Annotated in this window: 19 protein-coding genes; 10 read left to right on the top strand and 9 right to left on the bottom strand. The window is 59.2% G+C overall.

The window, feature by feature from the left end; translation table 11 throughout:
- Nucleotides 1-170: 170 nt before the first annotated feature.
- Both citF and AC3WL8_RS34805 read right to left on the bottom strand, forming a co-directional pair.
- Complete coding sequence (citF, locus tag AC3WL8_RS34810) at nt 171-1,712, bottom strand: citrate lyase subunit alpha (protein ID WP_492379790.1); 1,542 nt, start codon at nt 1,710-1,712, stop codon at nt 171-173.
- Between the two features lie 24 nt (nt 1,713-1,736).
- Nucleotides 1,737-2,354 carry a helix-turn-helix transcriptional regulator gene (locus AC3WL8_RS34805; RefSeq protein WP_492379789.1) on the bottom strand — a complete coding sequence of 206 codons (618 nt, stop codon included), beginning with the start codon at nt 2,352-2,354 and terminating at the stop codon, nt 1,737-1,739.
- 203 nt (nt 2,355-2,557) lie between these two features.
- Here AC3WL8_RS34805 and AC3WL8_RS34800 point away from each other — a divergent pair, with 203 nt between their 5' ends.
- From AC3WL8_RS34800 to AC3WL8_RS34790, 3 genes are all read left to right on the top strand, one after another.
- Nucleotides 2,558-3,406, top strand: a complete 849-nt coding sequence (locus AC3WL8_RS34800) for an HTD2 family dehydratase (RefSeq protein ID WP_492379788.1) — start codon at nt 2,558-2,560, stop codon at nt 3,404-3,406.
- A 23-nt stretch (nt 3,407-3,429) separates the two neighbouring features.
- Nucleotides 3,430-4,590: an acyl-CoA dehydrogenase family protein gene (locus AC3WL8_RS34795; RefSeq protein ID WP_492379787.1), complete on the top strand. Its 1,161-nt coding sequence runs from the start codon at nt 3,430-3,432 to the stop codon at nt 4,588-4,590.
- A 395-nt stretch (nt 4,591-4,985) separates the two neighbouring features.
- Complete coding sequence (locus tag AC3WL8_RS34790) at nt 4,986-6,344, top strand: MFS family transporter (RefSeq protein WP_492379786.1); 1,359 nt, start codon at nt 4,986-4,988, stop codon at nt 6,342-6,344.
- Between the two features lie 628 nt (nt 6,345-6,972).
- Here the strand turns inward: AC3WL8_RS34790 and AC3WL8_RS34785 are convergent.
- The 6 genes from AC3WL8_RS34785 to AC3WL8_RS34760 all read right to left on the bottom strand — a co-directional run bounded on the left by AC3WL8_RS34785 (nt 6,973) and on the right by AC3WL8_RS34760 (nt 12,440).
- Complete coding sequence (locus AC3WL8_RS34785; RefSeq protein WP_492379785.1) at nt 6,973-7,866, bottom strand: HpcH/HpaI aldolase/citrate lyase family protein; 894 nt, start codon at nt 7,864-7,866, stop codon at nt 6,973-6,975.
- Between the two features lie 318 nt (nt 7,867-8,184).
- Nucleotides 8,185-9,393, bottom strand: coding sequence for an aminotransferase class I/II-fold pyridoxal phosphate-dependent enzyme (locus tag AC3WL8_RS34780; protein WP_492379784.1), 1,209 nt, complete (start codon nt 9,391-9,393; stop codon nt 8,185-8,187).
- Nucleotides 9,394-9,424: 31 nt separating this feature from the next.
- The gene (locus tag AC3WL8_RS34775) at nt 9,425-10,153 is read right to left on the bottom strand and encodes an amino acid ABC transporter ATP-binding protein (RefSeq protein ID WP_492379783.1); all 729 of its coding nucleotides are present in this window, start codon (nt 10,151-10,153) and stop codon (nt 9,425-9,427) included.
- Nucleotides 10,128-10,865 carry an amino acid ABC transporter permease gene (locus AC3WL8_RS34770; protein ID WP_492379782.1) on the bottom strand — a complete coding sequence of 246 codons (738 nt, stop codon included), beginning with the start codon at nt 10,863-10,865 and terminating at the stop codon, nt 10,128-10,130. Before AC3WL8_RS34770 ends, AC3WL8_RS34775 begins: the two co-directional genes overlap by 26 nt.
- A gap of 2 nt (nt 10,866-10,867) precedes the next feature.
- Complete coding sequence (locus AC3WL8_RS34765) at nt 10,868-11,566, bottom strand: amino acid ABC transporter permease (RefSeq protein ID WP_492379781.1); 699 nt, start codon at nt 11,564-11,566, stop codon at nt 10,868-10,870.
- Nucleotides 11,567-11,618: 52 nt separating this feature from the next.
- Nucleotides 11,619-12,440, bottom strand: a complete 822-nt coding sequence (locus tag AC3WL8_RS34760; protein WP_492379780.1) for an ABC transporter substrate-binding protein — start codon at nt 12,438-12,440, stop codon at nt 11,619-11,621.
- A gap of 177 nt (nt 12,441-12,617) precedes the next feature.
- Here AC3WL8_RS34760 and AC3WL8_RS34755 point away from each other — a divergent pair, with 177 nt between their 5' ends.
- The gene (locus tag AC3WL8_RS34755; RefSeq protein WP_492379779.1) at nt 12,618-13,559 is read left to right on the top strand and encodes a LysR family transcriptional regulator; all 942 of its coding nucleotides are present in this window, start codon (nt 12,618-12,620) and stop codon (nt 13,557-13,559) included.
- The gene (locus tag AC3WL8_RS34750) at nt 13,556-14,476 is read left to right on the top strand and encodes a LysR family transcriptional regulator (protein ID WP_492379778.1); all 921 of its coding nucleotides are present in this window, start codon (nt 13,556-13,558) and stop codon (nt 14,474-14,476) included. Before AC3WL8_RS34755 ends, AC3WL8_RS34750 begins: the two co-directional genes overlap by 4 nt.
- Nucleotides 14,477-14,485: 9 nt before the next feature.
- Here AC3WL8_RS34750 and AC3WL8_RS34745 read toward each other — a convergent pair whose 3' ends face one another.
- Entirely contained in the window at nt 14,486-15,385 is a 900-nt protein-coding gene (locus AC3WL8_RS34745; RefSeq protein WP_492379777.1) for a LysR family transcriptional regulator, read from the bottom strand.
- A gap of 299 nt (nt 15,386-15,684) precedes the next feature.
- Between AC3WL8_RS34745 and AC3WL8_RS34740 the strand changes: the two genes are divergently transcribed.
- From AC3WL8_RS34740 to AC3WL8_RS34720, 5 genes are all read left to right on the top strand, one after another.
- Nucleotides 15,685-16,926, top strand: a complete 1,242-nt coding sequence (locus AC3WL8_RS34740; protein ID WP_492379776.1) for an aconitase X — start codon at nt 15,685-15,687, stop codon at nt 16,924-16,926.
- A gap of 5 nt (nt 16,927-16,931) precedes the next feature.
- Nucleotides 16,932-17,357 (top strand): aconitase X swivel domain-containing protein, encoded by a 426-nt coding sequence (locus AC3WL8_RS34735; RefSeq protein ID WP_492379775.1) that lies wholly within the window; start codon nt 16,932-16,934, stop codon nt 17,355-17,357.
- 120 nt (nt 17,358-17,477) lie between these two features.
- Complete coding sequence (locus AC3WL8_RS34730; protein ID WP_492379774.1) at nt 17,478-18,446, top strand: tripartite tricarboxylate transporter substrate binding protein; 969 nt, start codon at nt 17,478-17,480, stop codon at nt 18,444-18,446.
- A 16-nt stretch (nt 18,447-18,462) separates the two neighbouring features.
- Nucleotides 18,463-19,647 (top strand): YncE family protein, encoded by a 1,185-nt coding sequence (locus AC3WL8_RS34725; protein ID WP_492379773.1) that lies wholly within the window; start codon nt 18,463-18,465, stop codon nt 19,645-19,647.
- Nucleotides 19,648-19,725: 78 nt separating this feature from the next.
- Nucleotides 19,726-20,397, top strand: coding sequence for an RraA family protein (locus AC3WL8_RS34720; RefSeq protein ID WP_492379772.1), 672 nt, complete (start codon nt 19,726-19,728; stop codon nt 20,395-20,397).

Genomic DNA, 20,397 nt, shown 5'->3' with positions numbered 1-20,397 from the left:
TTGTTGTTTCGGTCATAAGGGCGTTTCTTTCGATATCGTCTCATGACCTCAACACACAAGAAATCTGACAGGCTCTGGGGCTCTGGTTCGCGCTGGCCAACTGCTTATCGAACTGCAATAGCGAGAAGCACCGTGGTGCCGGCACCGATGGGTGCCGGCCCACCGGCCAGCTAGTGTTCGACGCCTTCAATGACATCAAGGACGGTGCCGTCCCGATACTCCACGATACCGACCACTTCACCAGACGAGCCGTTTAGAGTCCGCACCTTGCCCAAGCCGTGGTTGGCCTTTGCATGCAGCTCCTCAATTGGCACAACGGGCAATCCGGCGGCGATGAGGCGTTCCTTTACCTCGCCTCGACGGGGATTGACGGAAATGCCAGCTTCGGTGACAACAATGTCGATTGTCGCGCCGGGGGTAGTAACAGTACGGACCTGCTCGACAATTTTTGGAACGTTACCCGCGCGTAGGCGCGTCGTCACAATGGCCAGCTCGGCACCAGCCGCCGTATCGCTGTGACCACCAGAACCGCCAATGATTCTTCCGTCGTTGGCGGTCGTGACGTTGACGTTGAAATCTAGGTCAACTTCAGCTGCGCCGAGAATCATGGTGCTCAGGCGGTTAACGACGGCACCTTTGTTCCAAGGATTGGCGTACATCGACGCCGACATGGCTTGGTGGCGCGGATTGTCACGGAAAGAGTCGACGGCTCGCAGGTCAAAGCACTGGACATCCAGGAGGCTGCGAAACAGGCCTTGCTCGAGCATGTCTACCAGATAGCCGGTGATTCCGCCTGCGGCAAAGCTTCCTATTACGCCTCGCCGGACCATGATTTCGCGAAGGGCGGCTGCTACGGCGAGCGAGATGCCGCCTGCTCCGGTCTGAAAGCCGAAGTTATCATCGAGGAGACCTGCCGCTTCAATGACTTTTGCCGCCTGAGCAGCGATTTCGAGCCCGACTGATTCCCCGGTGGGCCGCGTTGTTCCAGAGACAATCATCCCCCGGTCGCCAATGGACGGAACCGCCACCACATAGTCGACGTCGTCCTGGCTAATCGAAATAGGGCACGCAGGATAGGGAACCAAGTTGTCGGTGACTGCTATCACGGTCGTCGCATAGCGAACGTCCGTCTCAGCGTATCCCAGGGTGCCACACGCTGAAGGACCTTGTACGCCGTTCAGGTTCCCATAGGGGTCGGCAGTAGGCGCGGCAAGGAACGCGGCGTCTATATGCAACGCGCCAGACTCGATGAGCCGTGCGCGACCGCCATGGGTGTGCATCACGATTGGGTTGGGGAGGGCGCCGCGAACGATGGCGTCGGCCACCGGGCCAGACGCGTAGGCCGTGTAGATTCGGCTAATGACCCCGGCTTCGATGAGTGCGACCCACGGGGCGTGTACGGGAAAGATAGAACTGGCGGCAATCGTCAGTCCGCGCAGCCCCATGTTTGCTGCCTCGCACAACACGGCATTGGCCACCGCATCTCCATTCCGAAGGTGGTGCTGAAAGGAGATGGTCGAGCCGTCGCGCAGGCAGGCAGCGTCAAGACTTTCACGTATCGAACTAAGAACCTTCGGCGTGCCTCGGCTAAGTGAGCGAAAACTGGCGCCTACGCGGTGGTGCACTTCTGGGTAAGTGCTGATTCCGGCATATGGCACCAGGCGAAATCCGCCTGCCCACGAGGGAATGACCCGGCCAATAGTGTTCTTCACGACGTTCTCCGATTTGCTGATTATCTAGAGGCTGCCTTCTCGCAGACGCGAAACCGCCTGGAGAGAGACACCAAACCAGTCGTAAAACGACGACTCCAAGTCTCGGCTGTCCGACCAGCCCACTCGCTCCCTAAGGTCGGAGACAGACAGGTTGAACTGGATGGACTCGAACAACGCCCTCATCAATCGTTGTGTGCGGCACAGTTGCGTAAAGGCGGCCCCTTGCCTGAATAAGGTGGCGCGAATCTTGTCCGGGGTCGTGCGAAGGGCACTGGCCATCACTCTTGCATTCCACTCCTGCTGCGGGTGATGGAACACCGTCCCGGAAATCAGCTCACGTAGATACTCAATTTTGGGAGCGGTGCCGCCATCCCACTTCAACCCGGAGCGTGAGTCCGCGATGTCAATCCGTGCGTCGTCGAGCACGAGGACGCAAGCGCTGGGGTAAAAGAGGCTGCCTGCCAGCTGCAGGTCGAGGGACTCGAAGGCGGGAATGCTGACGGTTTGACCTTCGCGAAGTGTGCGAGAAAAGCCGCGCGTGACGAGGGTGTTCTGCCCGCGGGATGACGTAATCCGCATCGGAAAGGCTGGAATGAGCCGATGAAGGGATATCCGGGTGCGGGAACGAATCTGGACTTGCATAGGGGCTGCTCAACGCTATGTCATGTCCAGATGCTGGCCGCACTTTTGTTCACGGTAAATCCATTTCTTCCGAATGCTGCATTCGGATATCCGGGAAGGTCGTGCTTTCTGTCTGGTCGAATGGCTCGTTCCGAACTTTCGAATTGGAAGCGGCTTGCACCCAGTGCATAGTTGAGGCCAAGCAATCAGACCAGAGAGACGTGATGGACGTTGTGAAGTTGAAAGAGTGGGTGGGAAAGACCACGGAAAGCCAGGATGAGGTAACCGCATATCCCGTCAAGGCGCTGGCCGCGACCCTGGACTACGAAGGCCCTGCGCCCGTTCGCGGTGACGCCATAGCGCCGCTCTGGCACTGGCTCTATTTCTTGCCGCTGCACCGACAATCCGAGCTTGGTTCGGACGGCCATGCGAGTCGGGGCGGCTTTCTTCCTCCGGTCCCGCTGCCACGCCGCATGTGGGCGGGTGGCCGCCTGAGGTTTCATCAGCCACTCCGCGTTGGCGATGCCGCTTCCAAGGTATCTACCATTTTGGATGTCAGTGCGAAGACAGGACGCAGCGGCACGCTCGCCTTTGTGACCGTGGAGCACAAGTACTACGGCTCTCAGGGATTGGCGGTTACCGAAGAACACGACATCGTCTACCGGGAGAATGCATCTCCGAACGCGCCCGCACCGGAGGCTATTCCGGCGCCCCAGGGCGAAGAATGGGTTCAGGAGGTGGTGCCTGACCCCGTCATGCTGTTCCGCTTCTCCGCGCTGACCTTCAACGGCCATCGCATCCACTACGACAAAGAGTACGTGAGCGGGGTCGAGCATTACCCCGACCTAGTGGTTCACGGTCCACTGCAGGCGATGCTCTTGCTGGAACTGGTGCGCAAGAACTTGCCGGACGCGGAAGTCAAGAGCTTCTCGTTCCGGGGAGTCCGGCCGACATTCGTGCCTCAGCGCATCTTTGTCTGCGGTAAGCGCAGTGAGGACGGCAAGTCCGTCGAGCTGTGGATTCGTCACGAAGACGGTTCCCTTGCGATGAGCGCATCCGCTGAGCTGAACTAACCCCAAGATTTTGGAGACATGCTGTGCTGAACAGAATTGATGAACACCAGGAAATCCGTGAAGCCATCCGCGATTTGTGCGGTCAGTTCTCATCGGAGTACTTTCGAAAGATTGACGAGGTGCGTGGTTACCCGGAGGAGTTCGTCAATGCGCTGACGGCAGCCGGTTGGCTGGCTGCCCTGATTCCCGAGGAGTACGGTGGCTCTGGCCTGGGCCTGACGCAAGCGTCGGTCATCATGGAGGAAATCAACCGTGCCGGCGGCAATTCGGGTGCCTGCCATGGCCAGATGTACAACATGGGGACGCTGCTGCGTCACGGGTCGGCCGAGCAGAAGAAGCAGTATCTGCCGAAGATTGCAAGCGGGGAACTGCGCCTGCAGTCCATGGCTGTCACGGAGCCGACGACCGGCACTGACACGACAAAAATCAAGACCACCGCGGTGCGCAAGGGCGACAAGTATGTCGTCAATGGCCAGAAGGTCTGGATTTCGCGTGTCCAGCACTCGGACCTGATGATTCTCCTGGCACGGACCACGCCCCTGGCCGAGTGTCAGAAGAAGTCGGAAGGCATGTCCATCTTCCTGGTCGACCTGCGTGAAGCCATTGGGAAGGGCCTGACGGTCCAGCCCATCATCAACATGGTCAATCACGAGACCAATGAACTGTTCTTCGACAACCTGGAGATTCCGGCGGAGAACCTGATTGGTGAGGAGGGCAAGGGCTTCAAGTACATCCTGGACGGCCTCAACGCCGAACGCACGCTGATTGCCGCCGAGTGTATCGGCGACGGTTACTGGTTCATCGACAAGGTGACCAAGTATGTCAACGAGCGTGTAGTTTTCGGCAGGCCCATTGGCCAGAACCAAGGTGTGCAGTTCCCAATTGCCAAGGCCTTCGTGAACGTGGAAGCGGCAAGCCTCATGCGTTTTAAGGCCGCCAAGCTGTTCGACGCACATCAGCCTTGCGGCGCCGAAGCCAACATGGCGAAGCTGCTGGCTGCCGACGCGTCCTGGGAAGCGGCGAACGCGTGCCTGCAATACCATGGCGGCTTTGGTTTCGCAGCTGAGTATGATGTCGAGCGCAAGTTCCGGGAAACCCGTCTGTACCAGGTGGCCCCGATTTCGACGAACCTGATTCTGTCCTACGTCGGCGAGCACATCCTGGGTATGCCGCGTTCCTTCTAATTCAACGCGTTTCTTTAACCCATTTCGCCCCGCGGTAGGGCGGGTCGCCTTTCTCAGCTAGGAGCACTGCGAGAATAACCATTTATCGCTTGTTGACGCCCTCTTGGTTGGGTGGCGTGGGTCCCAGAAGCCCATAGGAGCAAATTTCCAGCCGAAATGCTGGTGTCACGAGGTCATTCGCTGCACTCCGGGCGCCGTATGCAATCCGTCAGGTGGTATGCAATTTCTCGATACGAGCATCAGAAAATGCTATTTCATCGTGAGCTGGTCGAACGAGTAGCATTGAAGTGATACGCAAACGCTCTAGCGTCGAAGAAGAAAAGTGCTACTCAGGCACGGAACGCTACGGAGCAAAGGTGCGATGGCTTCCCTGCCACGCATTCCAGGAGACAAGGATGTTGCACAAAGAGGTCGGCCAAACGACGGCCGTCGGGGCCCCGCTTTCCCCTTACACTTCACTTTCAAGCCGAGTCAAAGGAATTATTGGTGCCTGCTCTGGCAATCTCGTGGAGTGGTTCGATTTCTTCATTTACGCCTACACATCGATTTACTTCGCGTCGGCATTCTTTCCCTCCGGGGATCAGTTGAGTCAGCTTTTGGCGACTGCAGGGGTGTTCGCCGTAGGTTTCTTCATGCGGCCGCTCGGGGGCTGGCTTTTCGGCTGGATTGCGGACACGCGAGGCCGGAAGATCTCTATGATTATTTCAGTCTTCATGATGTGCTTCGGCTCATTGATGATTGCGGTTCTGCCGAGCTACGAAGCTATTGGTGTCGCAGCGCCAGTTCTCCTGGTGGTTGCACGGCTTATTCAAGGTCTGTCCGTAGGTGCGGAGTATGGCACCGGTGCGACTTATCTGAGTGAGGCTTCGGTTGCAGGACGCCGGGGCCTGTTCGGCTCGTTTCAGTACTTCACCATCATTGCAGGCCAGCTGCTTGCCCTGCTCACGGTCGTGATTCTGCAGCACACACTGTCCAACGTCGAACTGAAGGCGTGGGGATGGCGCATTCCCTTCTTCATAGGTGCTGTCAGCTCCGTCGTCGTTGTGTATTTGCGTAGGGCGATGGTAGAGACCCTTTCCAAGCACGACATGAAAAGCAAAGAGGCCGGCTCCATCTCTGGCCTGCTCCATCACAAGCGGGCGGTCCTTCTCGTTCTCGCTTTCACTGCGGGCGGTTCGCTCTACTTCTACACGTTCACTACCTACATGCAGAAGTTCCTGGTTGTGTCGGCTGGAATGAGTCCCGAGGTGGTAAGCGTAGTCATGACCGCATCGCTCATCTGCTTCATGTTGTGCCAACCAATCTTCGGTCTGGTGGCGGACAAGCTCGGAATCAAGACTCACATGCTGCTTTTCTCTGGGCTGGCCGCATTGCTGGTGGTGCCGATTCTCTTAGCGCTGAAGTCAGTGACGAGCCCGTACGCAGCGTTCGGACTGGTTGTGTCGGGCTTGCTCATTGCATCCTTCTACACGCCGATTGCGGGGCTGGTGAAGGCTGACCTGTTCCCGGCTACTGTTCGTGCGCTTGGTGTCGGCCTGCCTTACGCTCTTGCCAATGCATTGTTTGGTGGTACAGCGGAATACGCCGCCCTCGCAATGCGCGCCGCACACGTGGAGTCGTCTTTTTTCTACTATGTTGCGGCGCTGTCAGCAATCACATTCCTCGCCTCGGCATTGATGCCGGACCTCGCGAAGCACGGCTACCTCGATGGGACAGGAGAGGTTGAAGCGAACACTGGGCTAAGAAGGCTCTAGCTGCAGACAGTTGGTGTCTCCCCACCAGGCATAGACGTTTCGGAAGTTTGGTGGACTATGGGGGGTCGTGAGACCTCCCCCTTTTTTCCTCGCAATACGCGACCTCGGAAACCCGTCGTTACACCACGGACGAGTCCCAATGCCCCGTGCCTACGCCTTGTGCCTACGGCTCGCCGAGCAGGGAAGCTGGTGTGGTCTGGAGAATGCCACCTTCCGGGAACTGGTCGGAGTGATGGTATGAGCTGTTCTTACCCATCGCTCAAGCCATACAGCCGACCCGACAGGTCGCCTGTTGATGTCGGCCAAGCTCGCAGTGGCTCGCAGAACTGCTGGATGGCCGAGTGCCCCTGTCGAATCGATTCGGCCACGAGAGTTCAGGTAACCTGGGTATAGGGACAACGCCAAAACGCCTGGGACGTACGACCGCCACATTGGCCGCATCCGGGAACGCTCCCATTCCATCGTCATCGGTGTTCAACATTGTGCTGGCTACCGCTCGTGGGCCGAGAAGGCGCTCGCAGGAGGACGCCGAACTCCGGATGGATATTCTCGACAGCGCTCAGTGCATTGCTTCACCGCGACCCCTTCGAGGTGCGAGTTGGCCTCGCTCCTCATTGGGTTTGAGGAGTCAATCTTCGCCGTCGATTTGGCAAAGTATTCTGTGAGCCAAGCGGAGATGAGGGCGGTCAATCATGGTATCTCCAAGCCGTACAACGCCTGAGGCCCCCACACTAGAGAATGCCGCCACCACCTTCCGTGCCCAGGCTACCTCTTCTTCTTTAGGAAGAAAGGCACGATTGATGGCGGCTATATGCGAGGGGTGCCCGGCGGCCTTGGCAGCAAAGCCATCGCGACGTGCTCGCGCAGCCTCGTCTTCTATCTCCGCTTCGTCGCCAAGCTTCGTGCTCACGGCGTCAATCGCGTCAACGCCAGCCTGCGCTGCAGCAAGCAGGCACATGGTGCGTGCGACCGAAAAGGGCGAAGTCAACTCGCGTCCAGCATGCGAGGAAAAGGCACCTAGGTCAGCGGCAAGGTCATCGACACCCCACATGAGCGCGCGCAGACGCATCGGTGCATTTCGGTAGGAGGCAAGACCGAATACCCCCTCCGATGTCTCCGTGGCCATGGCGATAATTCCAGTCTGCTGCGTACTGCCAAGCAATGCGTGCTCGTAGGCGGAGAGAAAGTCACTGAGCCGATGTACATCATCTGCATTGCGGCATTTTGGCAGGACGATTGCGTCCGGTCGATGGGGAATTATGGCTGCAAGGTCATCCAATAGGTGTGCAGTAGATAGCCCGTTGATACGGATGCAAGCTAATGGTGACATTGAGCCTCGATGGGTTTCAAGGAACTGGGCGAGCAGCCTTCTGGCGTCACCTTTGCGCTCTTCCGGGACTGCGTCCTCAAGGTCGAAAATGAGCGCATCTGCGTCCGAGCGTAATGATGCCTCAAGCTTCCTTTCGCTATCTGAAGGAACGAAGAGGAGCGAGCGCAGGCTTGTGGGAATGGAAGCATTCATATTCGTTCCTAGTCGGGAAGAAAACTACCTGTCGACTGCGTAAGCACGACAGGCGTTCCGGAGGCAACTCTATCGTCAGTGCCATATCGGTAAGATGCCTTCTCAACCATGCACCGTCAAACTGATATTCTGGAACGCCCCATTAGGCGGTATGGAATGCGAGCAGTCGCGCTGTCGATGGACGGTACTCTCTGAGGAGCCTGCACCGTCGGGAGGTAAATGCTATGAACCAGAGGCAAATGCCCTGTACCAGTCGCGGGGCACTTCCTCGCGACGTTCGCCGTGCGCCTGCGTGTATGCGGCGCACGGCGCATACCTCTATCGGAGTGTTGCCACGGCCTTCTTTAGCCGGTCACAGCCTTCCTCAATAGCTTCCAGGGAACTCGCGAACGAGAAGCGCAAGTAGGGCGACAGACCATATGCAGCGCCGTCAAGCGCCGCTACCCCTGCTTTGCTCAGGAAGAACATCACGACGTCCAGGTCGGATTCGAGGAATTTGCCGGTATCCGTCTGCTTTCCGATGAGGCCACTCACCGACACGTACAGGTAGAATGCCCCTGCTGAAGGCGTGCAGGCGATGCCCGGAATCTCGTTCAGCAAGGCTGCCATGTGGTCGCGGCGCTTCTCGAAGATGCTTACCATCTCGTCGACGCAAGCCTGGTCGCTTTCCAACGCTGCCACGGCAGCAGCCTGCGACACGGAGCTGGTACACGTCGAGCTCTGCGAAAAAAGGGTGCTGATGGCCTTGACGAGCTCTCGCGGGCCGGCGCCGTACCCGACCCGCCATCCTGTCATGGCGTAGGCCTTCGACATGCCGTTAATCAGCAGGGAGCGTTGCTTAAGCGAAGGCATTAGCGCAATCGGAGAGAGAGCGCTTCCACCGTCGTACACAAACGGTTCGTAAATTTCATCGCTCATCACCCAGACATGCGGATGCCGCTCGAGCACTCCACAGAGCTCTTGCAGCTCGGCCTCCGTATAAACAGCGCCCGTCGGATTGTTCGGACTGTTCAGGATTAGCCAGCGAGTGCGAGGCGTGATGGCAGCCTCGAGCGCGGACGCCGTAAGCTTGAATCCAACATTCGGTCCGCACGTGACAATTATGGGCTTGCCGCCATTCAGCACAACCATGTCCGGGTAAGAGACCCAGTGGGGTGCACTGATGATGACCTCGTCACCTTCCTCCAACGAGGCCGTCAGGGCGCTGAAGATGACTTGCTTGGCCCCGCAGCCGACAACAACCTCGTCGGGAGCATAGTCCAGCTTCATGGAACGCTTCAGCTTCGCCGAAATCGCCTTGCGCAGCGCCAGGGTTCCCAACGTGTTGGTGTACTTGGTTTCGCCTCGGGCGATGGCGTCGTTAGCGGCCTGGCCAATGTGGGCAGGTGTCGGCAGGTCCGGCTCGCCGATAGTGAAGTCCAGAATGTCATGTCCCTGGGCGCGCATATCGTCAACCATCGATTTCGCGGCGACGCTGGGAGAGGGCTTAATCAGAGCCATGCGGCTGCTGACGATGGATTGGGACATCGTGAATCCTTGATTTTGGCAGTTGGCGACTTCAGTGCGAGCGCAGGTCCGACAAGAAGGCGCGCGCACGCGGATGCTGGGGCGATGCAAAAAAATCGACGGGCGAGGCTTCCTCCAGAATCGCGCCCTTGTCCATAAACCAGACACGGTCGGCCACTTCGCGAGCGAAGTTCATCTCGTGCGTGACGCAGACCATGGTCATACCGTCCTTTGCGAGCGACTTCATCACGTTCAGGACTTCGCCCACCATCTCCGGGTCGAGCGCGCTGGTAGGCTCGTCAAAGAGCATGACCGGCGGGTCCATCGCCAAGGCTCTTGCAATGGCGATGCGCTGTTGCTGCCCACCGGAGAGCTGCTGCGGATAGGCTTCTGCCTTATGCGCAAGTCCGACACGTTCCAGCAGCGACATTGACTTCTCGCGCGCTTCGGCCTTGCTCTTGCCGGCAACCTTCACAGGCGCGAGGCACACGTTGTCAAGCGCGGATAGGTGAGGGAACAGGTTGAACTGCTGGAAGACGAATCCGACGTGGCTGCGGAACTTGTTCAGATTCAGCGACGACGAGTGGATGTCTTCGTTGGCCAAGTGGATGGTTCCCTGCTGAATCTCTTCCAACCGATTGATGGTACGGATGAGTGTGGATTTCCCGGAGCCAGACGGTCCACAAATGACGACGACTTGCCCACGTTCGATTTGTGCGGAGACGTCGACCAGGGCGTGGTAGTCGCCGTACCACTTATTGACTTTGGAGAACTGAATCATTTGCATAGCTCCGTGTGCTTGCGGTACTCCTGGTCCTCTTGCGGGTGACACGACGTTCAAGGGCGTGCGCAAGCTGGGTGAGGCAGAAGCAGACAGTGAAATAGGTCAGGGCCAGGATGAGGAAGACCTCGAACGGCCGTGTCAGAAGATTGGTGTTGACCTGATTGGCGGAGTAGGTGAGCTCCTGGACGCTGATGACATAGCCGAGGGACGTTTCCTTGATGGTCGAGACGAACTGGCTGACGATGCTGGGAATCATGTTGTAGAGCGCCTGCGGTAGGATGACCTTCGTCATGGTCTGCACGTAGCTCAGTCCGAGTGCTCGAGCCGCTTCGGTTTGACCGCGGGGCAATGCCTCAATGCCTGCTCGAACGACTTCCGAGATGTAGGAGGCTTCATAGATGACCAGCGTGCACAGCAACGTGGTGACACCCGAGACGCTATGTCCGACAAGGAGTGGAACGAGGAAGTAGCTCCAGAAAATCAGCATGACCAGCGGCACGCCGCGGACCACGTAGACGATGATGGTTGCCGGGATACGGAAGGCCTTCCACGGGGAAAGCCGTGCCAAGGCGAGCAAAATGCTCGCAGGGAAGGCCAGTATTAGTCCTGCAATGGACAGCAGCAGGGTCAGGACCAGGCCACCTACTGGGCCGTTGGGATACTGGCCAAGCAACAGTAGCTGCCAGTTGTCGCGAATGATGTCGAACATGCTTACCTCGCCGGAATGCGCGTGCGCTGTGCGGTTGCTGCGCCGATGGCCATCAATCCCAGGGATATCGTTAGGTAGAAAGCTGTAGCGAGCATGTAGGCCTCGAACGTGCGGAAGGTGTGGTTCTCGACTTCCCGCACCGCGTAGGTCAGTTCGGCTGCACCCACCGCCATGGCCAGGCTGGTGTTCTTGAACAGAAGCACCGTGTGGTTAATGAAAGGTGGCAACGCTATGCGGAAGGCCTGCGGAAGAATCACGTACCGCATCGACCCGATGTAGCTCAGACCGAGCGAGCGCGATGCTTCGTGCTGCCCGACGGGGATTGAACGAAGGCCGCTGCGGATGTCTTCGGAGAAATAGGCCGCCATGCACAGACCGATTGCAATGCTGGCGAAAATCATCTCCCCGCCATTTGCGTTTGCCCATGTCTGGACCGACTCGGGCAGTATCGTTGGGATACCGAAGTACCAGAGCAGGATGTGAACAAGCATGGGCACGTTCTGGTGGTAGGCGACGTAGCAAGCGACAAACCGCTCGGCGATGGCGCTACCGGATACGCGCACGGTGGCGAGGACGGTGCCAAGTACGAAGGCAAGAATCCAGCTTGAAGCAGTAAGCCAGGCGGTGAGTTCCAGGCCCTTGAGCAGCTGCTCGCCGTATGGTGCGGCGACGATTGCGGAGAAATTCAGATGGGAGAACATAATTCGCTCCTACGCTGGGGCCATGGCGCTTAGCCAGGCCCCCGCCGATGCCTTAGCCCTTGATGGGCTGGATGCGGAACTCGCGCTTCATCTGGAACAGCGTCTTCTCGCCGAGCCACTTGTCGAAGATTTGGTGTGCCTCGCCGGCCTTTTCCATGTCGTCGAGAGCCGCATTCACAGCCTTCTCCAGGGCGGGCTCACCCTTCTTGATACCCAGGCCCCAGTCCTCGCGGCCGATGGATGGCGAGATAACCTTGATGTTGCCGCTCGGGCCGAGCTTCGCGACGAAGCGGCGCAACATCGACTCCGACAGGCCGAAGCCATCCACCTTGCCTTGCACGAGTGCCATGAACGCCGACGGGGCATCGTCGTAGCTGACCAGTTGTGCCGACGGGAGCACCTTCTGGACGAAGAGAGCCGAGCTCGCTCCCTTGATGGTGCTGATGCGTTTGCCGGCCAAGTCATCACGTTGGTTGAATGGGCCGGTGGTCTTCACCGCCAGCCGGTGTTCGCTGACGAAGTAGGCCTCGGAGAAGGCAATCTGTTCGGCACGGGCCGGGGTGTATCCAAGCACAGCTGCAAGGATGTCCACGCGGCCCTGGCTCAGTTCAGGAATGCGTGCTTCGAGCGAAACAGCCTTCAGTTCGGGCTTCACGCCGAGGGACTTTGCGATGGCCTTGCAGAAGTCGACGTCATAGCCGGCCAGCTCGCGCGTATTCGGGTCCTGAAAGCCAAAGGGCTCAAGATTGCTGAGCACGCCACAGACCAGCGTGCCTCGTGCTTTGATATCCGCCAGTTGGTCGGCGTGGGCAGTTCCGACCACGGCTACGGCACAAGCCAGTGCAGCGAAGCTTGCTTTGACGATGGACTTCATGGGGTCTCTCCAAGTGGGGGTGCCTTGGGAAGGGCAGGTGTTATTTCCCAGCGGTGAGCGCCTTGTTGGCTCACCGTTGCACGAATTCTTGCAGACGGATTTGATTAGTTAAAGAGACATTTTCGGAGTATGATTAATTCCAAATTGAGACGAATCGACGGGGTTAGCCCTTAGGTAATGACGACCATCAAGCAGCTGGAAGCCCTTGTGGCGTTTGCGGAATGCGGGTCGGTTGACGCTGCGGCGCGCCGGCTCGGCGTGGTCCACTCGGCGGTGTCGCGCCAAATCCGGGAGTTTGAGGAGGGGTTCGGATTCCCCTTGTTGGACCGGGAGGGGCGCTCGGCGCGGCTGTCGGTTGAGGGTACGGAAGTGCTCAGTCGAGCCAAGGCTGTCCTGCGCCAGCGCGACGTGCTGCTTGAGCGAATCGTCAGCAAGGAGATACTTGTTCGGAAGCTTCGGCTCGGTGTCACCGAGCTCACTGCCCTTACCTGGTTGCCACGGTTGCTGGAGGCAATTCGAGCCGAGTATCCGCAGGTCGTTATTGAACCGGAGGTAGACCACAGCGCCCACCTTCGTGACCGGCTCCAGGCGGGTCATATCGACATGGCCATTCTTCCCGATGCATTCGGTGCGTCGGGCTATGTCAAGGACACCTTGGCAGACGTACAAAATGAGTGGTATTGCAGCCCAATCCTGGTATCCCCGAACGCGAAGCTGTCTCTCCCGGAGCTCTGCGAGTACACGATTCTGACGCAGGGCGAGCTGTCCGGGTCCGGTGTCTTAATCGGTGAGTGGTTGCGCAAGTCCGCCGCATTGCCGCGGATGACCATCACCTGCAACAGCGTCATCGCTTTGGTTGGGCTCGCGGCGGCGGGACAGGGCATTACCTATCTACCCCTGTCTGTCATCGCAAACCTTGTCGAGTCGGGGCAGCTTGTCGCGCTGGACGTTACTCCGCGGATGCCTCCCTTGCGCTACGTCACGATGATTCGTTCCGACGTCGCTACCCCGTTCTTGCGGAACATCGTTGCTATCGCTCGGAAGACTTGCGATTTTGAGGGCTCGTACCAGGTCTTCAACGGGGCGCGCGAAACGGCCACGGGAGGGTCCGCCTCTTGATTACCATTAAGCAAGTCGAGGCGTTCTACTGGACGGCCAAGCTCGGAACGGTGCAGCGTGCAGCGTTCAAGCTGCACGTCACCCAGTCTGCTGCAACCAAACGGCTGCAGGAACTGGAGCGCGTTGCAGGGCTACCGCTTTTTGAGATGTCTGGGCGCAAGTCAGCATTGACGCCGAAAGGTCAGGAGTTGCTAGCGTTGTGTGAGGGTTTCTTGGCTGCTACGGTCCGCTTGGAAGAGGTGAAGGCGTCCGCAAAGCACGTCGCACGTACGCTCCATATCGGCATCACGGAGATGGTGGCGCTCACCTGGTTCCCCGCGCTCGTGCGCAAGCTCAAAAGCATCTATCCGCAGGTCACGTTGCAGCCCGACGTGGACTTGTCTGCGTCGTTGCATGACAAGGTAATGGACGGACGTCTCGATATTGCTGTGATTATCGAGCCCTTTAATGATTCGAAGTTGGCGTCAGTACGCTTAGGCTCAGTTGAGTTCGGCTGGGTGGCGCCGTCAGGTGCTTTCGATGCCACGAAGGTGTACTCACTCCAGCAGTTATCGGAGCTACCTTTAATCCAGCAGGACAAGGGGTCCGGCGCACGTATGCTCTGCGATACCCAGTTCGCCCAAGCCGGCGTTGAACCTCAGCGTATCAATGGCAGCAACAGCCTAGTGGCCCTGGCCGGCCTCGTTGAGGCAGGTGTAGGCGTGAGTTGTGTCCCATTGCGCTTGTTCAACCACGAGATTCGCGAGCGGCGCATACAGGTCGTTCACACGGACCCGGTGGCTCCGAGTCTCACGTACTATGCCGTGTTTTTGAAGCAGCATCAGGCGGGATTGGGCTACGCTGTGGCGGACATCGCGCGCCAATGCTGCGACTTCGAAGCGAAGCACCGGCAGACCAGGCGTCAAAAGGCCAGATGAGCAGACGCCTCACTCAGTCTGGAACATCAAGCTGAAATCGCATGTCTCCTGTGCCAGCGCGATGATGGAAGAAATCAGGATGCTCTTCCTGTCGGCCTTACAGATGGCGGCGTAGTTCGCTGGAGGCAAGGCGGGGGTAACCTGAAGAACTTCGAGGGCGCCTGCCTCCACCATAGGTGCGAGGCATTTCTTGGGCAGATAGCTGATGCCCATACCGGAGACAGTCAGCCCGATGATTGCGAGGACGCTGTTACTGTACAAAGCGTTCTCGGCCTGCACCCCTTGGGCGCGAAGCCATTTGTTGTAGAGCTGGCCGGTACCGGACCGGTCATCCTGCGCCAGCAGTCGCTGGTCTGCCAGTTCGTGCATGCGATGACGACGTCGACGTTGCACCAGGCCTGGTTTGCACATCCATGCGTTCTCGACCGCGCCGACCCGAGTGGACACGAAGCGCTGGTCGTCGAACACCTCAGGCGCAATCATCAAGTCCACCTCATCAGCAAGCAACTTGTCGCGCAGCATCACGCTGACGTCAACGTGAGGCTCAATCACCACTTTCGGATACTTCGTCTGAATGGCACTCACCAGCCGGGGCAGCCATGTCATAGCCGTCAGCTCCGTGACGCCAATCCGGATATGGCGCTCAAGGACCTCGGGACGCTGGAATTGCTCGACGGCAGCGTCCCGTTGCTCCAGCAGTCGCTTAGCGAGCAGGTACATCTCCTCGCCTTTCTCGGTCAGCCGTGCTGAGCGCATTGACCGGTCGAACAGCGGCGTGTCGAACAACGCCTCCAGCTCCTGGATGCGCTTGGAAATGGCCGACTGCGTGGTGTGCATCTTGTTTGCGGCCTGTGCGAAGCCGCCCAAATGCACGACCCAGTAGATGGCTTCGAGTTGCTTGAACGTCATTCTTCCTGTTTCTCCGTGTCCACACACATTGCCGTAAGGAATATATAACTATTCCAATTTATCGCTTTTTTTGGCGCGAATCGAGTACCAAAATACATCCACATCAAGGTTGCCCGCAACGGTGACCCAGAACAGAAACAGTGCTTCCCCACAGCAACCTGCCACCTGCGCAGACGATGTCTGCCTTCAAGTGGCGATGCCTCGGAGCTGCACGTGATTGATTTCAAGCGCGGAAAGCCTGGACTTTCCTAGCCCAAATACCGCGGCACGCGGTCAGGGTTGTACATGGAGACATCAGTATGTTACTGACTGAAGAAGAGACCCAGATGTTGAATGGGGATAAGGGCCCTGCCGTCAAGAAGGCCATGGAAATCCTGGTCGCCTTGGGCGAGAGCTTCGGAGCCGCAAGGCTCCTTCCGGTCAACAACGTGCATATGGCTGGCTCTTCCGTGCTGGTCGCTGAGGAGGCGGGAACGCGTTTCGTCGAAGACATCCGCAAGCAAGGCGGTACGTTCATCACCCGCGTCACGACCAATCCTACGGCTGTCGACCCGACCCAGTGGAAAGACATCGGCATTCCCGAATCGGATGCCGCCCTGCAGACGCGACTCACCGACGCCTATGCTGGAATGGGCGCGAACACTTGCAACACCTGCATCCCGTACCTGACCGGCAACTCGCCGCGCTTCGGCGAACACATGGCCTGGGGGGAATCTTCCGCCGTGGTCTTCGCCAACTCCGTTTGCGGTGCGCGAACCAATCGCGAAGGTGGCCCGAGCGGTCTCGCATCGGCGCTGACCGGCCGGACGCCCGAATACGGCTTCCACCTGAAGGAAAACCGTTACGGCAAGTTCCTCATCAAGGTCGAGGCTCCGCTGAACGACATGACCGACTTCGGCACGCTTGGCTACTTCGCCGGCAAGATTGCTGGCCAGGACACCCCGGTCTTCACCGGCGTCCCGACGACGCCGACCCTGGAAGAACTCAAGGCCCTGAGCGCTGCGCTGGCTGCATCGGGCGCGGTGAGCATGTTCCACGCTGTGGGCGTGACCCCGGAAGCTCCGACGCTCGAGGAAGCGTTTGGTGGCGGCCAACCCGAGAAGGTGCTGGTGTTTGGCCAGGCCGAGAAGGAGCAGGCAGAAGCCGCACTGAACAAGGAACCGTCCGACCATGTGGACTGGATTCTCGTCGGCTGCCCGAATGCCTCCGTCCAGGAAATCCGTGAAGTCGCGGAAGCGCTGGAAGGCAAAAAGGTCCACAAGGACATCACGCTATGGGTCACCACGGCAGGCGCGATGTACGCGATGGCGGAGCGCATGGGCTACATCAAAACCATCGAAGATGCGGGTGGTGTTGTGGTGCGCGAAACCTGCCCGTTCCTGGCTCGCAGCCGCGTGATTGCGCCGACGAAAGGCTACAAGACCCTTACCACCAACTCCGCAAAGATGGCGTTCTATGCGCCGGGCCAATTTGGTCTTCCCACGCACTACGGGAATCTGCAACGGGTAATGAACGCCGCGATTGCCGGCGTCTGGAGGTAAGCATCATGACGACCACTCAATTCGTACTGAAGGGCCGCAAGATTGTCACCGGAAAGGCCAAGGGTGAAGCGGTAGTAACGAGCGAAGCCATCAGCTTCAACGGCGGTGTCGACAACATGACCGGCATCGTGACCGAACCAGGACACGAACTCGAGGGCGTGAATATCGCCGGCAAGGTTCTCGTGTTTCGCACCGGGAAGGGCTCCACTGGCGGCTCGTACAAGATTTACGACATGGTATCGCGTGGTACCGCCCCAGTGGCCTTCATTCAGGTGGACCCGGAACCCATCACCACGATTGGCGCGATTATCGGAAACATTCCTGTCGTCGCAGGTCTGGACCAGAACCCGACGACGGCAATTGCCACCGGCGATTTCATCGAACTCGATGCCGACGCTGGCACCGTGTCGGTGACGAGCGAACGCGCGTAGGAGCAGTCCGAACCCGAGCAGTTTAAGCACCATCGCGAATATCCCCATAACAAGCGATGGGCTAGCAGGATGCGCTGACCCACAGCGCATTCGCAAAGAAAACCACCAATGGAGACAACCATGTCCCGACGTTACTTCCACGTCGCTGTTGCCGCCTGCGCGGCGATTGCAAGCCTCACAGTCAATGCCGCTGACTGGCCATCGCAGAAGCCCATCACGCTAGTGGTGCCGCTTGCAGCAGGCGGTAGCACCGATTCGACTGCACGCTTGCTTGCCGAGAAGCTTGGCAAGGAAATCAAGCAGCAGATTATCGTGGAAAACCGTGCGGGTGCCGGCGGCAACATCGGCGCTGCCTACGTCGCGAAATCTGTCCCAGATGGCTACACGCTGCTAATGGCGACGAGCACGATTGCCAGCAACGTGACGCTGTACAAGAACATGGGGTTCGACCTCCGGAAGGACTTGGCCCCCATTTCTCAAGTGGCCCTGATTCCGAATGTGCTCGTGGTTAACAACGCAGTGCCGGCGAAGACTCTGCCGGAGTTTATCGCCTACGTGAAGAACAAAAAGTCCCCCATTACCTATGGCTCGGCCGGGAACGGTACGGCATCTCATCTCTCGGGCGCTCTGTTTAATAGCATGACCCACGGCGATATGCTCCACGTGCCGTACAAGGGCGGCGCACCTGCTAATGCAGACGTGATTGGTGGCCAAATCCAGGCAGTGTTTGCGCCCATGGTGGAAATCTTGCCGTTCGTCGACAGTGGAAAGCTGCGAGCGCTGGGCGTGACGACAAAGAGCCGTTCGGCGCGCCTGCCCAACGTCCCCGCAGTGAGCGAATCCCTGCCGGGCTTCGAGGTAACGTTGTGGAACGGTGTGTTTGCCCCGGCAGCCACGCCCCGCCCGATTATCGAGAAATTGGCAGCTGGCATTGCGAAGGTAATGCAAGACCCGGCGATGCGTAAGACGCTGGCGGACCAAGGTTCGACCCCCACTAGTAACACGCCGGCTGAGTTCAAGAAAATTGTGGACTCGGAAATCGACAGGTGGGGCAAGCTCGTCAAGCTGTCGGGCGCTAGCATCGAATAACGCGAGGGCGACGAACATGTCCAACGTCTCGATGCTGTCCCTGCGCTACTTCCTGGTGGTCGCCGCGTTCGCTGCTCTGGCTGCTTGCGCGAACACACCGTCCGCGCCGAAGCAGCGCTCGTACTACCTCTCGGTGCAGGACGGTCGCGCAGGTCTGACCGATGGCAAGCCAGTTGTCAGGCAAGCTGACGATTCTCTGGCCGTCATCGAGCTGTCCGAAGGCCGCCTGCGTGTGGCGCAGCAAGTTGCGATGCCGACTTCGCTGGTAGGACCGCCGAGCTCCATCGCCATTGCGCCTGGCGGCCGCATGGCGCTGGTCAGCGCCTCCACCCGTCGCGACCCGGCGGACGCATCCAAGGTTGTTACCTGCGACCTGGTGTCCATTGTCGCGCTCGACCCAAGTGGCGCGACGGCACCGCGCGTCGTTGGCAGCGTGCACACCGGAGCCGGGGCGTCGGGCATCTCCATCAATCGGGCCGGCAATCTCGCGCTCGTCGCCAACCGTACCGAAGGTTCCGTGTCGGTTCTCGCTATCGATGGCGAGAAGGTCGAGGTCGCCGGGAAGGTACAGCTGGGCGGAAAGGCCGGGCCGGCCCACGTTGCCTTTACGCCGGACGGGCGCCGTGCGCTTGTAAGCCGGGACGGTGACAACCGCGTCAGCCTCCTTGCAATCGACGGCCGCTCGGTCACGCTGGAGCAGCGGGAAGTTTATGCAGGCCTTCGCCCCTACGGTTTGGACATTTCGCCCGATGGTTCCTGGGCTGCGGTGACCAACCTTGGCGGCGGCCAGGGTGACGCCGACACGATAAGCCTGATTGACCTGCGTGCCAGGCAGCCGCGCGTTGTCGACACCGTGACCGTAGGCCAGACGCCGGAAGGCATCTTCTTCTCGCCCGACAGCCGGATGTTGGGTGTGACGGTCATTGACGGCAGCAACAAGCCACAAAGCTCGCCTTTCCATGGAACCGCGCGCTACCGCCTGTTCAGCATCGAAGACAGCCACCTGCGTCCGACGGCGCAAGTCGTTGGTGGGCAATGGTTACAAGGCCACGCGTTCTCTCCGGACGGCAGCGCCGTGCTGGTGCAGGACGCGGCCAACCGGCAAATCCGGCTCTATCGCAACACGAGCGGAACGCTGGCCGATAGCGGCGAGCGACTGCAAATGGGTGCGGCGCCATCGGCACTGAAGCTCTGGCGCTGAAGGAACGGCACTGCAATGGGCAATGTGTCCTCAGGGAAAAACAACTACCTGGAATTGCTAATTAAGAGAGGAACAAACGTGAAGACCAACCCTTCCTTGCTCGAGCGCCTTGCGGAGCTCGACACCAATACCGTCTCCGACGCACTTGATTTTCTGGGGTTACCCGGCGCTACGCATGGCCTGCGTCCGCTGTGGGACTGCCCGAAGATTGTGGGTCGTGCCAGCACGATTCAGCTCGGCCCGAAGGCTGACGCGAAGCCGACGGTTCACCTGATTTCGCCCGTTATCGACGCGGTCACGACTGACGACCGCATCCTCGTGATTTCGGGCGGTATCGACGGCATCTCCTGCTGGGGCGACATCCTGGCCAACGCTGCCCTGTCGAAAAACGTCCGCGGCTCGGTCATTGACGGCTACAGCCGTGACATCGAGGGCAGCGAGTCGATTGGCTACCCCGTGTACGGCCGCGGCATCACCATGATTAGCGCGCGCAACCGTGTCATCCAGACCGGTTCCGGCGAGCCCGTGGAAGTCCGCGGCGTGACGGTGCATCAGGACGACTACGTCATCGCTGACCGCTGCGGCACGGTCTTCGTGCCGGCAGCACGTATCGAGGAAGTACTGGACCTGGGTGAGCGCATTGCCCGCCGCCAGGATGGCATGGTCGCCGCCGTACGCGCTGGTCGCTCGGTTGCCGAAGTCATGCACGACAAAGAGTTTGAAGCTATCAATCAAGGGGACAAGAAATGA

Source organism: Cupriavidus sp. FW305-F7 (assembly GCF_058782875.1).
Note: the sequence above shows the minus strand (reverse complement) of the source record. Positions and strands in the feature narration are given on the sequence as shown.

What these genes read in the sequence shown, in the direction of transcription:
- AC3WL8_RS34805 (WP_492379789.1), bottom strand. Translation starts at nt 2,354, where the DNA reads ATGCAAGTCCAGATTCGTTCCCGCACCCGGATATCCCTTCATCGGCTC.
- AC3WL8_RS34800 (WP_492379788.1), top strand. Translation starts at nt 2,558, where the DNA reads ATGGACGTTGTGAAGTTGAAAGAGTGGGTGGGAAAGACCACGGAAAGC.
- AC3WL8_RS34790 (WP_492379786.1), top strand. Translation starts at nt 4,986, where the DNA reads ATGTTGCACAAAGAGGTCGGCCAAACGACGGCCGTCGGGGCCCCGCTT.
- AC3WL8_RS34785 (WP_492379785.1), bottom strand. Translation starts at nt 7,866, where the DNA reads ATGAATGCTTCCATTCCCACAAGCCTGCGCTCGCTCCTCTTCGTTCCT.
- AC3WL8_RS34780 (WP_492379784.1), bottom strand. Translation starts at nt 9,393, where the DNA reads ATGTCCCAATCCATCGTCAGCAGCCGCATGGCTCTGATTAAGCCCTCT.
- AC3WL8_RS34775 (WP_492379783.1), bottom strand. Translation starts at nt 10,153, where the DNA reads ATGATTCAGTTCTCCAAAGTCAATAAGTGGTACGGCGACTACCACGCC.
- AC3WL8_RS34770 (WP_492379782.1), bottom strand. Translation starts at nt 10,865, where the DNA reads ATGTTCGACATCATTCGCGACAACTGGCAGCTACTGTTGCTTGGCCAG.
- AC3WL8_RS34765 (WP_492379781.1), bottom strand. Translation starts at nt 11,566, where the DNA reads ATGTTCTCCCATCTGAATTTCTCCGCAATCGTCGCCGCACCATACGGC.
- AC3WL8_RS34760 (WP_492379780.1), bottom strand. Translation starts at nt 12,440, where the DNA reads ATGAAGTCCATCGTCAAAGCAAGCTTCGCTGCACTGGCTTGTGCCGTA.
- AC3WL8_RS34755 (WP_492379779.1), top strand. Translation starts at nt 12,618, where the DNA reads ATGACGACCATCAAGCAGCTGGAAGCCCTTGTGGCGTTTGCGGAATGC.
- AC3WL8_RS34745 (WP_492379777.1), bottom strand. Translation starts at nt 15,385, where the DNA reads ATGACGTTCAAGCAACTCGAAGCCATCTACTGGGTCGTGCATTTGGGC.
- AC3WL8_RS34740 (WP_492379776.1), top strand. Translation starts at nt 15,685, where the DNA reads ATGTTACTGACTGAAGAAGAGACCCAGATGTTGAATGGGGATAAGGGC.
- AC3WL8_RS34735 (WP_492379775.1), top strand. Translation starts at nt 16,932, where the DNA reads ATGACGACCACTCAATTCGTACTGAAGGGCCGCAAGATTGTCACCGGA.
- AC3WL8_RS34730 (WP_492379774.1), top strand. Translation starts at nt 17,478, where the DNA reads ATGTCCCGACGTTACTTCCACGTCGCTGTTGCCGCCTGCGCGGCGATT.
- AC3WL8_RS34725 (WP_492379773.1), top strand. Translation starts at nt 18,463, where the DNA reads ATGTCCAACGTCTCGATGCTGTCCCTGCGCTACTTCCTGGTGGTCGCC.